The organism is Nocardioides sp. (assembly GCF_036274455.1).
GTDB lineage: Bacteria > Actinomycetota > Actinomycetes > Propionibacteriales > Nocardioidaceae > Nocardioides.
Window position 1 is genome coordinate 1 of sequence record NZ_DASUFR010000017.1, and the last position, 11,449, is coordinate 11,449.

The following is an 11,449-nucleotide window of genomic DNA, read 5'->3' on the forward strand; positions in this document are numbered from 1 at the left end:
GTCGCCGAGGAGCACGCTGTCGCGGACGATCAGGTTGACCAGCACCGGGACCGCGCTGGCCGTCCCGGCCGGGACGGCCGCGGCCACCGCCGGGGCGGTGGCGGCGGCCCAGCTGGTCTCAGCCCGGCTGGTCTCCGCCTCCCGCCCGCCGGTGCCGGTGCCGGTGGTGGGCTCGGCGGCTCCGGGGTGGACCACCCGGTGGGTGAGGATGTCGGCCATCAGCTGGCCGATGCTTCTCGGGTCGCCGCCGGCCTTGGCCGCCCGAGCCGCCCGATCGAGGGTGGCGTGGACCGCGACGCCTGCCTTGAGCGGCAGCAGCGCGGTCAGGGTGGTCATCGTCTCGGGGGCGGGTCGCAGGGAGACGTGCCGGTCGGCCTCGGCGCGGCGACGCCGCTTCACCACCGCGACGGGATCGAGCTGGGCGGCCGCCCGCTGGAGCCGGCCGACCAGCCGGCGTGGGGAGAGCCGCTCGACCAGCGTGGGGTCGCCGCAGAGCTGTTCGTCGACCCGGGCCCGGTCCTCCGCGGTCAGGCAGCCGGTCTCGCGGGCGAACAGGGTGGCCTTGAACCCGTCGAGGTGGCCGGCCCGGAACGCCGCCCGGGTCTGCGGCAGCTCGGTGCGCAGGATCATCGCCAACCCGACCTGCCGCTGCCCGCGGGTCGGGGACTGCCGCATCGCCAGCGCCACCTGGCTGGCCACCCCCCGGTCCCGCCGCGCCGCGGGCACCCCACGTCCGGCCGCCGCGCGACGCTGGGAGAGGACGAAGTCCGCCACGGTCTCGCACTGCGCGGCCTCGGTGGCACACCGCAGGGTCTCCAACGCCGCGAGCCGGTCGATCATCTCGGCGTCCTCCAGCCCCACCGGGTCTAGGGCCAGCCGCCGGGTGAAGGACTCGATCTCCGCCACCGACGGCGCAGACAGGGTGGAGGCGCCTGCCGTCGTCGCGGCGTCGCTCCCGAGATCCCGCACGCCCAGTACCTCCAAACATTTTGTCCTCTGTCGGTGAACAGTCTAGGACAGAGCGCCGACAGTCCGCTCGGACCATCCACAGGGGGGAAGTCATCAGCCGGTCGAGGGCGACCTGGGCGGGGAGACGTCGCGGGCTGCGGCATGCCGTCAACCCTCCCAGGACTTCACCGAGTGGCCGCCGTCGTACGCTCCACGAGCTGCCGGAGCGGCTCTGGGTCGGTGAGCCCCTGTCCCGGGCTCTCGTCACCGGAGTCGAGACTGAACGCCCGAAGCCCGATGACGCTCAGCGCGGTCACGAAGACCGGGCTCTCGTGGCGCAGGACCTGGTAGGTGGGCTCGAACTCCGTGGCGGGTAGGAAGACGTTCACGCCGGACCCGTTGAACTGCAGCCAGTCCGCCGGCGGGTCGTCCGGAAAGGCCAGGAACACCTTGCCGCCTGTGACCGTCGTCAGTCGGATCACCCGCTGGTAGTCGACGATGTCGTTGTGGAGGGTCGAGACGTCGTAGTCCATCACGCGTTCGTGTATCGGCATGCAAGGTAGGAGCACGACCACTCCCTCGCTGATACGCGCGGGCCCAAGTGCCGGAAGGGCCCCGATGAGGGTCACCGAGGTCGTGGCGGGAGGCTGGCGTAGCCGTGCTCGATCGCCCAGGCGACGGCTTGGGCGCGGGTGACCACGCCGAGCCTGGAGTAGGTGTTGCGGATGGTCGTCTTGACGGTGTTGATGCTGATGTAGAGCTCGGCGGCGATCTCGTTGTTGCTGTATCCCGCGGCGATGAGCGCGAGGACGGTCTGCTCCCGCGCCGTGAGGCCGGCGCTGGTTCGGAGCTGGGTCGTCAGCCGTTCCAGGCTCTCGTGGGCGAGCGCTGCGTCATTGGTGACAGCTCCAGTGGCGGCGGCCTCGATGAGGGCGACGAGCTCGTCGGCGTCGGCGCCGATCGAGACCGGGGCGACCGCACCGGCCGCCAGCGCGCGTGCGGTCAGCCCGGGCTGCAGCAGCCGGGAGAGTGCGAGGACCCGGCCCGAGTGTGCCGTGATGAGCAGGCCGAGCTCGTCGGGGTCGTGGTCGGCGAGTGCGAGGTTGAACGCGTCGTAGACGACCACGTCGGCATCGCGAGCGTCAGGGACGCATGCAAACCTCTCCGGCGCGGGAAGCTCCGTGAGCAGCGCGCGGATCCCGGCCACGACGATCGGGTGGCTCGAAACCACGCTGACCTTGATGATGCTCACGGTTCGGAGCCCTGGGCCATCGCTGAGTGGAGGGTTGCCTGCCTGCCGGATCCCGCGGCCACCCCTGCGACCCCAGCGGATCGGGGGACGCGCCCACGGTCCGCGTCAGCGGCGGGGACCGGAAGCTGTTCGACGACGACGACGGCGAGGTCGTCGTCGAGTCGGCCGCCGGGAACGTGCCGGCTGACCGTGGCGACAACCTCGTCCACGGCCTGCTCCACCGAACCCGAGCGGAGCTGGTCGGCCAGCGAGGAGACGGGGAAGAACTCGCCGCGGGTGTCCCTTGCCTCGCTCAGTCCGTCGGTGTACATGAGCAGCCGGTCCCCGGGCGACCACGGAACGGTGGTCACCGGGTAGGCGTCCGCCGACCGGCCGAGCCCCAGCCCGAGCGGCAACCCGGCGGGAAGGTCCAGGGGACGGGAGTTGTCACCGCTCACCAGCTGCGGGCTGGGGTGGCCCGAGTTGACCAGCTGGAGGACGCCGGGCCGGGTCACGTCGACGAGCAGCACTGTCACGAACTCCTCCTCGCCGAAGAAGTCGGCCAGGTAGTCGTCCATCTCCGCGGCAACCTGGGTCAGATGTTCCTGAAGCGCTGCTGACTGCCGGAAGGCGCGAATGACCCGTGCTGCCTGCTCCACGCCCGAGATGCCCTTGCCGCGCACGTCGCCGACCAGCAGGCGGATGTGCTGCGCAGAGTGGTAGCAGTCGTAGAGGTCGCCACCGACCAGCGTCCCACGGGCAGCGGACTGGTAGCGCGCGGCGATCGCCACGTTCCCGGCGCGGGTCGGCAGGATCGGCAGGATCGCGCGCTGGGCGACCTGGGCGATCTCTGACATCTGCGTGAACCGGTCCTCACGACGGACGCGGGCCGTCGAGATCGCCACGGCGGCCGCGCTGACGAGAATCACGTTGAGGATCCGGACCTGTTGCTGCGCCGTGCCCAGCGTGTCGTTCCACAGTCCCGACAGCGCCGCCGCGGCCACCGCAAGTCCCGCGATGAACGTCGTTGCTCCCGGCGGGACCACCGCACAGGCGATCAGCGGCGCCAACCCGAACAGCGAGGTCAGGACCGCGTACTCCGGCGAGATCGACGCATCGAGAAGCACCAGCAGCGTCAGCACCAGGAGTGCGACTGCAGCGCCGAGCACCTGTACTCGTTCTCGGGTCATGGCTCCTCCACGACGCCCACACCAGCGCGCGTGTGGGAAGAAAGTATCCGGTGCACCCCCGTCGTGCTGCTCATTCGGGACCCTGTCAGGATAGGAAAGTTCCCGTTTCGCGGCGGTACCGCACGTCGTTCCGCGTGGCGGGTCCCGAGACAGGTCCGGCTCAGCCGTGACCGGCGATACCGCGCGGCTGGTAGCCGGCCGACAGCTCCTCCAGTTCTTCGGACGACAGCTCGAGGTCAACGGCCGCCACCGCGTCGGTGAGGTGCTCGGGCCGGGTCACACCCACGATCGGTGAGGTGACACCGGGCTGGGCCATCAGCCAGGCGAGGGCGGCCTGGGCAGCGGAGACGCCGCGCCGCTCGGCGATGGCCAGCACGCGGGCGACGATGTCGGCGTCCTCGTCGCGGTAGAGGGCATTGCCGAACTCGTCGTTCTCGCTGCGGGTGGTCGAGGCGTCCCATGGGCGGGTCAGCCGGCCGCGGGCGAGCGGGCTCCACGGGATGATGCCGACGCCCTGGTCGATGCAGAGCGGGATCATCTCCCGCTCCTCCTCGCGGTAGAGCAGGTTGTAGTGGTTCTGCATCGAGACGAACGGCGTCCAGCCGTGCCGCTCGGCGACGTGCTGGGCCTTGGCGAACTGCCAGGCGTACATCGACGAGGCACCGAGGTAGCGGGCCTTGCCCGCGCGGACGACGTCGTGCAGCGCCTCCATCGTCTCCTCGATCGGGACGTTCGGGTCCCAGCGGTGGATCTGGTAGAGGTCGACGTAGTCGGTGCCGAGTCGGCTGAGCGAGGCGTCGATCTCCCGGAGGATCGCCTTGCGGGAGAGGCCGGCGCCGTTGGGGCCGGGCCGCATCCGGCCGTTCACCTTCGTGGCGAGCACCACGTCCTCGCGGTCGGCGTACGCCGTCAGCGCGCGGCCGGTGTACTCCTCGCTCGTGCCGGCGGAGTAGACGTTCGCGGTGTCGAAGAAGTTGATGCCGGCGTCGAGCGCGGACTTGACCGTCTCGCGGGCGAACGACTCGTCCTTCACCCACGGCCGGCCGGCGGCGGTGTCGCCGAAGCTCATGCAGCCGAGCGTGACCGCAGAGACCTGCAGACCGGTGTTGCCGAGGTTGAGGTAGCGCATCACCTCGAACCTAGTGCGTCCCGCCAACCGGGCTCAGCCGGGTTCCTTCTCGACCTGCTTCCTCGACCGGCGGCGGATCCCGCGGACCGCGCGCACGCTGTGCGGGCCGACCAGTCGCGGACCTGCCAGCCTGTCCTCCAGCCGGCGGGCCTCGCGCTTGACCGGCTGCGCGAGGTACTCACCGAGGATCGCCCCGGAGCTGAGGGCGATGGCGATCGCGGCCGCGGTGGCCATCGCGAGCAGCGCGCCGCTGGCGCTGGTGGCCAGCAGCGACAGTCCGCGGTAGATCGAGAGACCGGGCAGGAGAGGTGTGATCCCGGAGGCCACCACCACGAGCGACGGGATCCCGATCCGGGATGCGACCGGGTAGCCGGCGAGGCCGAGCAGCAGGGCCGCCAGCGCCGAGGACCACGCGATGCCGAAGCCGTGGTCGAACGCCACGGCGTACACCGCGATCGCCACGCCGGCGACGACCGCGATCGGGGCCAGCGAGCGATAGGGAGCGTACGCCGAGAACGCGTACGCCGCGGCCGCGATCGCCCCACCCGTCACCATGAGGGGCAGCGCCGCGGCCGAGGAGGCGCCGGGGTCGACCGGGCCCAGGTCCACGCCGAGGATCTCCGCGACCTGCAGGCCGCCGCCGACCCCGGCCACGACGCCGGCGGTCGCGAGGAACGCTTCGAGGATGCGGGCGCCCGCAGTGAGGGGGAACCCGGTGAGGGCGTCCTGGATCGCGCCGAGGAAGTTCACTCCGGCCAGCAGCATCACGATGCTGCTCGAGATGACCAGGCTCGGGGAGACCTCGGCGGGCGTCGCGGCCACGCCGACCGCGAGGAGCGTGGCCAGCAGGCCGCCCGCGACCTGCTGGTAGAAGCCCGGCAGCCGCCGACGGCGCATCCGACGCTGGAGGGCGTCGACGAGGATGGCGGCGGCTGCCGCCACCATGACGACCAGCCAGTCGCCGCCGAGGACCATCCCGATGCCGGCACCCATCACGCCCAACGAGAGGGTGGCCAGCCATCGGGGCCGCGCGTGGCCGGTCGAGCTGACCCGGTTGAGCCGGGCCGCGGCTTCGACGCGGTCGATGTCACCGGCCACGACGTCGCGGATGATCCTGTCGATCTCGGTCAGGTCGCCGTAGTCGATCTCGCGGTAGCGCACCTGCCGGATCTGGATCAGCGCCGGCTCGTCCGGCGACCGCGGCTGGCTCATCGTCAGCGCAGTGAAGGTCACGTCGGCGTTGAAGCCGCGGAGCCCGCACGCCCAGGCCACGTTGTTCATCGCCGCGCTGACGTCGCTCGCCCCGGCGCCCGAGGACAGCAGCTGCTCGCCGATCCGGAGCGCGAGGTCCATGATCGCGTTGACCTCGCGGATGCCCTTGGCTCCCCGGGCGTTGCCGGTGGGCTCCACGGGGGGCTCGGGAACGGCGGGCATGACCCGCACAGTGTGACGGTCCAGCGGCTCTCCTCGCCAACCGAGCCTCAGACCCGCCGGCGCATCACCCACCGCCACTTGGCGATCTGGCGATCGCGGACGAAGCCGAGCTCCTCGAACAGGTTCTCCGGCCCGGTGTGGAAGTAGCCACCACGCTGCGGCGGGCGGCCCTCGACCTGCTCGGGGTAGGCCTCGACCAGACCACCTCCCGCGGCCCGGATCGCCTCGAGGGTGGCGGTGACCGCGGCCCGGGCTACTCCGCGGCCGCGGTGCCGGGACCCGGTGAAGATGCAGCCGATGCGCCAGTCCGGGAGCTCGACGAGCTCCTTGTCGTAGGACTTGCGGTTCAAGATGTTGGGCAGCTCGGCGGGCGGGCCGTACTGGCACCAGCCGACGCAGTCCTCGCCGTCGTAGACGAGCATCTGGTGGACCGTGCCGGCCTCGACGTGCGCCTGCTTGGCCGCCCGGTTGGCGCCGGCGGTCTCGCGGTCCAGCCCCTCCGGGTGGAACCCCATGCACCAGCAGCCGCCCCACACCCCGTTGTTGGCCTCCACCAGGCGGGCGAAGTCCGGCCAGGTGTCGGTGTCGAGTGGGCGAACGGTGTAGTTGTCCACACCATCGATGATGCCTCAGGGACCGCTCGTCACTCTCCCCGGCTTCTTCGTCACGACGGTGATGCTCGCGCGGTCCGGCCCGTGCGCGGAGGTGCCGCTCAGCTGCGCGACGTAGCGGGTCCGCCTCGCCGTCGGGGTGACCGAGAAGGACACCGACCCATCCGCGCCGAGCGTCCCGGTGGCCACCTGCCCGGACTTGGTCAGCAGCTGGACCCGGTCGCCGGACTGGGCCCCGAACGCGCGCACCGTGATGAGCACGCCGCCGTTGTCGTCGGTCGAGGATGAGGTGACCGACAGCTCGGGGTGCAGCGTCACCCGCCACCGCGACGAGTGGACGCCGTTGGTGGTGCGCAGGCGTACGGCGGTGGTCGCCGTCACCGGTGGCAGCACCAGCGAGACGGCACCGGAGGTGTCGGTGCGCCCGGTGGCGATGGTGGACCAGCCGCCGGAGAACATCTGCAGCGCCACCTTGGCCCGGCGGACCGGGACACCGCCGTCCGACGTGACGACCCCGGCGAAGGCCACCGACTCGCCCGGGCCCGCCTGGTGCGACGTGGCGGAGATCGAGAGCGCGGCCGGTACCCCCGGCGTCGAGAGCGTGGGGGCGGGCGACTCGGTCGGTGTCGCACTCGCTGTCGCGCTGGGCGTCGCGCTGGGCGACGTGCTGGCTGTCGTCGTCGGGGCACCGGCCGACGGGGTCGCGCCGGGCGTGGCGCCGGAGGTCGGCGTCGGCTTCGGCGAGCGCGGGTGGCCGGCCGTCGGCGACGGCGAGTGGCTCGGCGTCTGCGAGGGCGTCGCCGGTGCGGTGGCCGGCCCCGCAGGGGTCGGTGTCGGGGACGTGTCGGGCTTCGCCACGACGTCCCTCGCGTGGTGCCGCTGCTCCGGCGGCGGTGGGGCGACGGGGCCGAGAGCGCGGTGCGCGAAGCTCTGGATCGGCTCCGGGAGGTTGTTGGTGTACGCCGCGGCTGCGGAGCCACCGACCGCCAGGGCGGCCAGGAAGGCCGTGCCCGCGCCGAACCGGGACACGGTGCGGCGCCGCGGGCCGAGGTGCACCGGGGCCGGTGCCGGAGAGGACTTCGCCGAGCGGAACATGCCGACGTACTTCTTCTCCTCGCGCAGCTCGCTCTCCGAACCCGGGGCGCGCAGCGCACGCGACAGCGACTCCTCATCGAAGGGCTGCTCAGGAGGCTCGGTCACGTCACACCACCTCTCGGTCGGCTCGGGCATCGGGATGCCGGGCCAGGGTCTGCAGCGCCCGGTGCACGGCCACCCGTACCGCGCCGGGCTTCTTGTTCACGAGTGTGGCGACGTCGGCCACCTCGAGTCCCGCCACCACGCGGAGCATCACCATTTCGGCCTGGGCCGGCGGCAGCGTCGACACCAGCTCCAGCGCCCGCGTGGTCGCGTCGTTCGCCACCACCTGCTCCTCCGCGCTCGGCTCGACGCGGTGAGGCGGGAGTGCGGCGGGCTCGCCCACCGTGACGACCGGACGCCGGCTCCTGGCCCGGCCGTGGTCGATGGCCCGGTGCCGGGCGATCGTGAAGAGCCAGGCGCGGAACGCAGCCGCGTCGCCGGAGAAGCCGGGCAGCCCGCGCACCACGTGCATCCATGTCTCGGACGCGATGTCCTCGGGTGCCTCGTCGCCCCGGACGCGCAGGTAGCGCAGGAGCGGCGGGTGGAGGGCCTGCCACACGGTCACGAACGCGGCCTCGTCGCCGGCCCTGGCCGCAGCCAGGGCCGACGACAGGTCGTCGTGCGGGAGAGCGCTCTGGTCCAGCGCCGGCTCCTTCCGTCAGCTCGTCGCGGCTCAGCTGACCACCGTCCCGCTGATACAGGGTGCGAGCCTGTCGTTCCCGGCGTAGGTCAGACGGTAGCTGGCGCCCGCGGACTCGGGCTGGAGGAAGGCGACCTTGCCGCGGTGGTTGGAGAGCCCGGTCGTCACGACGGTCCAGGTCACGCCGTCGGCAGCCAGCGTCTCGAGGTTGACCAGGGCGTGCTTCACGGTGTGGTGGTTGCCGCGCAGGACACCGCTGACCAGGAACCCGGCCCGCACGTGCCGCCCGCGGATCGAGAGCGAGCTGGGCGCCCGTACGTGGACGCGGACCGCCGGGCTGGTGCCACGCGGGACGCCGGTCGAGTGCCGGACCACGAGCCGGTAGACCGTCGTGACGCTCGGGGTGTCCGTGATCGACACCGAGCCGTCGGCGGCGGTGGTGCCGGACCCGACGACACTCCGGGCGCGGTGGCCGGCGGCGCGGGCGACGAGGTCGACGGTGGCGCCGCCGAGTGATCGGCCCGCGAGGGTGGCGACACCCGAGACCGTGGTGGTCTCGCCGGGGTCGACCGTGTCGGGTGCCGCGAGCGCGGTCACCGCGGGCCGGACCCCGATGCGCACGATGCCGCTGTGCGACGGGCGGAAGACCTGGGTGCCCTCGAAGGCCAGGCGGTACGCCGCCGGGGCGCTCGGCCGGATCGCGAACCGCACCGCGCCGGCGCGGTCGGTGAGGTCCTGGCCGATGACCTGCCAGGTCGGGTCGGCGGCGGTCCGGGTGAGCAGGTCCACCACCCGGTTGCGCAGCCCGATGCCGTGGGTGCGAAGCCGGCCGCGGACGAGGTCGCGTCCGTCCTCGCCGACGATCCGGTGTGCGGCCCGGATCGAGAGGCTGGTCGGGATCCGGCGGCCGTGGTGCCGGTCCGCCACGATGGCGACCCGCGGATGCGCGGCCCGGATCGAGCTGGTGCTCTCGTGTGCCTGGGTCGCCTGGGCCGGAGCGGCGATCGCGCCCACCGCGGCCGTGCTGACCGCGACCGCGACCGCGGCCACGACCAGCGTCATCACGCTCTTGGGTCTGCTGCTCATGCTTCACCTCTTGTCTGCATGTCGGGATGGGAGGACGCGCATCCACCCCTGACAGCGACGAGAGGCCGGCGAGCGTTACAGGGCCTCCGACGGCCGGCCCCGCTATGGTCGGGCCGTGCGACGCAACCTGCTGGTCAAGCCCTTCGTCGTCCCAGCCGTGGTCGCAGCGCTGGTGCTCGCCCCCCAGGCCGCCCAGGCCCGCCACTACAACGGCACCAACCACAACGACACCCTCAAGGGCAAGGGCACCAACGACGTCCTCAAGGGCAAGGGCGGCAAGGACCAGATCAGCGGTGGTGGCGGCAACGACCGCGGCTACGGCGGCGACGGCAACGACACCGTCCAGGGCGGCGGCGGCAACGACAAGATTTACGGCGAGGCCGGCGACGACCGGGTCACCGGACAGCTCGGCGACGACGTGGTCGACGGTGGCGACGGCAACGATGCGATCCAGGGCGGTCCTGGCAACGACACCGTGACCGGCGGTACGGGCGCGGACGACCTCGACGGCGGTGACGGCAACGACGTCCTCGACGACGGCGACGGCGACGACCACCTCTCCGCCGACGAGGGCGACGACGTGCTGCGGGTCGGCGCGGGAGCCGACGAGGTCTACGGCGAGCAGGGCGGCGACACCATCTACCTGCTCAACGACGGCGCCGCCGACATCGTCTACTGCGCAGCGACCGCCGGCGGCGATCCCGGCGACAGGGTGGTGCTGGTCAACGGCCGCGACCCACTCGACGACATCCGGAACTGCCCGCGGCCGGTCGTGCAGCGGCTCCGCTAGGAGGCTCCTAGACCGAGTGGCGGGTCGCCAGGACCTGCCTGACCCGCTCCTCGTCGTACGGCTCGCCCAGCCACTCGAACAGCCCGCGCAGGACCGACGGGTTCGCGACGTAGTCGTTGTAGTGCACGCGGTACGCCGCGTCGCCGAGCCCCTCGGCGAGCGCCACGATCCGCGCCTCGACGGCCGGCAGGGCCTCCGCGTGCTCGGGCCGCTTGGCCCACCAGCCGCTGCGCAGGACCTCCTCGTGGTCACGGGTGTTGACCACGAACCGGGCGCCGGGGAAGACCTCGCGCAGCCACGCGGCGTACTCCTCGACGTCGTCCTGGTACCACCGGATCTCCTTGAACCCGGTGACCCGGGTGTCGTCCCTGGGCCGCAGCACGGTGTCGATCACCAGGGCCCGGATCCCCTCGAGGGACCTGCGCGCCGGGAAGTCGCCGGCGCCGAAGAACGGGTGGGTCCGCTGCCGCAGCCGTGCGGGCTCCCACTTCCGGCTGCCCTCGAGGAGCGTCCGGTGGAACCGGAAGAGATGGTGCAGGGCGTCCCAGTTCTCGCCGCGGATCAGGTAGCCGGGGATGGTGTTCAGCAGCCCCATCAGGAGCGTCGAGCCCGACCGCCCGTAGGTCACGACGAACACGAAGCCGAGCTCGTCGCGGCGGACCTGGGTCACGGGAGGAGCCTACGAAAAGGGGTGAGTTGCCGCCGTTTGGGCACCGTGAAGGGCCCTTGACCGGTTAGCGTCCTGGGGTGAACCGCATGCCCTCGCTGGTCGTCCCCCTCGCCGTCGTCGCCCTCTGCCTCGCCCCCACGGTCGCCGCGGAGGCCAAGACCTTCCACGGCACCAACCGGCCCAACCACGTCAAGGGCACGCCCGGCAACGACAAGTTCAAGGCCAAGGGTGGCAACGACGTGTTCAAGGGGATGGCCGGCAACGACAAGGCGTGGGGCGGCAACGGCGACGACACGCTCCAGGGCGGCCCCGGCGCGGACCGGCTCTACGGGGAGAACGACAACGACCGGCTCGACGGCGGTGGCGGCAACGACCCGATCCTCGACGGGGGGCCCGGCAACGACACGATCAACGGCAACGCTGGCGACGACATCGTGACCGGCGGCGACGGCGTCGACACCATCAACTCCGGCTCGGGCAACGACGTCGTCGACGCAGGGCCCGGGGACGACCTCAAGATCATGCTGGGCGCAGGCAACGACCTCGGCCACGGTGGCGACGGCAACGACGGCGACGCCTCGCA

At 72.2% G+C, this 11,449-nt stretch carries 13 protein-coding genes; 2 read left to right on the forward strand and 11 right to left on the reverse strand.

Annotation, left to right across the window (positions count from 1 at the left end):
- The 10 genes from VFV89_RS01480 to VFV89_RS01525 form a co-directional block, all read right to left on the reverse strand.
- The coding region (locus VFV89_RS01480) for a DUF222 domain-containing protein (protein WP_329704117.1) at positions 1-969 on the reverse strand (969 nt) is incomplete at its 3' end.
- Positions 970-1,133: 164 nt separating this feature from the next.
- Positions 1,134-1,481 carry a hypothetical protein gene (locus tag VFV89_RS01485; RefSeq protein WP_329704118.1) on the reverse strand — a complete coding sequence of 116 codons (348 nt, stop codon included), beginning with the start codon at positions 1,479-1,481 and terminating at the stop codon, positions 1,134-1,136.
- A gap of 92 nt (positions 1,482-1,573) precedes the next feature.
- Positions 1,574-2,200 carry a response regulator transcription factor gene (locus VFV89_RS01490; RefSeq protein WP_329704119.1) on the reverse strand — a complete coding sequence of 209 codons (627 nt, stop codon included), beginning with the start codon at positions 2,198-2,200 and terminating at the stop codon, positions 1,574-1,576.
- The gene (locus VFV89_RS01495; RefSeq protein WP_329704120.1) at positions 2,197-3,369 is read right to left on the reverse strand and encodes a PP2C family protein-serine/threonine phosphatase; all 1,173 of its coding nucleotides are present in this window, start codon (positions 3,367-3,369) and stop codon (positions 2,197-2,199) included. The genes VFV89_RS01490 and VFV89_RS01495 overlap by 4 nt, the downstream gene beginning before the upstream one ends.
- A 160-nt stretch (positions 3,370-3,529) precedes the next feature.
- Positions 3,530-4,498: an aldo/keto reductase gene (locus tag VFV89_RS01500; protein ID WP_329704121.1), complete on the reverse strand. Its 969-nt coding sequence runs from the start codon at positions 4,496-4,498 to the stop codon at positions 3,530-3,532.
- Between the two features lie 33 nt (positions 4,499-4,531).
- Positions 4,532-5,932: a threonine/serine exporter family protein gene (locus tag VFV89_RS01505; protein ID WP_329704122.1), complete on the reverse strand. Its 1,401-nt coding sequence runs from the start codon at positions 5,930-5,932 to the stop codon at positions 4,532-4,534.
- A gap of 47 nt (positions 5,933-5,979) precedes the next feature.
- The gene (locus VFV89_RS01510) at positions 5,980-6,546 is read right to left on the reverse strand and encodes a GNAT family N-acetyltransferase (RefSeq protein WP_329704123.1); all 567 of its coding nucleotides are present in this window, start codon (positions 6,544-6,546) and stop codon (positions 5,980-5,982) included.
- Between the two features lie 15 nt (positions 6,547-6,561).
- On the reverse strand, positions 6,562-7,743 hold the full coding sequence (locus VFV89_RS01515) for a hypothetical protein (RefSeq protein ID WP_329704124.1): 1,182 nt from the start codon (positions 7,741-7,743) through the stop codon (positions 6,562-6,564).
- Between the two features lies 1 nt (position 7,744).
- Positions 7,745-8,323 carry an RNA polymerase sigma factor gene (locus VFV89_RS01520; RefSeq protein ID WP_329704128.1) on the reverse strand — a complete coding sequence of 193 codons (579 nt, stop codon included), beginning with the start codon at positions 8,321-8,323 and terminating at the stop codon, positions 7,745-7,747.
- A gap of 30 nt (positions 8,324-8,353) precedes the next feature.
- Positions 8,354-9,406: a hypothetical protein gene (locus tag VFV89_RS01525; protein ID WP_329704125.1), complete on the reverse strand. Its 1,053-nt coding sequence runs from the start codon at positions 9,404-9,406 to the stop codon at positions 8,354-8,356.
- A 115-nt stretch (positions 9,407-9,521) separates the two neighbouring features.
- Between VFV89_RS01525 and VFV89_RS01530 the strand changes: the two genes are divergently transcribed.
- A complete protein-coding gene (locus VFV89_RS01530) occupies positions 9,522-10,196 on the forward strand; it encodes a hypothetical protein (protein ID WP_329704126.1) in 675 nt (224 codons plus the stop codon).
- A 7-nt stretch (positions 10,197-10,203) separates the two neighbouring features.
- On the opposite strand, the gene VFV89_RS01535 is transcribed toward VFV89_RS01530, so the two are convergent.
- Positions 10,204-10,866, reverse strand: a complete 663-nt coding sequence (locus VFV89_RS01535; RefSeq protein WP_329704127.1) for a sulfotransferase — start codon at positions 10,864-10,866, stop codon at positions 10,204-10,206.
- Between the two features lie 86 nt (positions 10,867-10,952).
- Here VFV89_RS01535 and VFV89_RS01540 point away from each other — a divergent pair.
- A partial coding sequence (locus tag VFV89_RS01540; protein ID WP_329704129.1) for a calcium-binding protein occupies positions 10,953-11,449 on the forward strand: 497 nt, incomplete at its 3' end.

Coding starts and splice junctions, on each gene's coding strand:
- VFV89_RS01485 (WP_329704118.1), bottom strand. CDS start 1,481: ATGGACTACGACGTCTCGACCCTCCACAACGACATCGTCGACTACCAG.
- VFV89_RS01495 (WP_329704120.1), bottom strand. CDS start 3,369: ATGACCCGAGAACGAGTACAGGTGCTCGGCGCTGCAGTCGCACTCCTG.
- VFV89_RS01500 (WP_329704121.1), bottom strand. CDS start 4,498: ATGCGCTACCTCAACCTCGGCAACACCGGTCTGCAGGTCTCTGCGGTC.
- VFV89_RS01505 (WP_329704122.1), bottom strand. CDS start 5,932: ATGCCCGCCGTTCCCGAGCCCCCCGTGGAGCCCACCGGCAACGCCCGG.
- VFV89_RS01525 (WP_329704125.1), bottom strand. CDS start 9,406: ATGAGCAGCAGACCCAAGAGCGTGATGACGCTGGTCGTGGCCGCGGTC.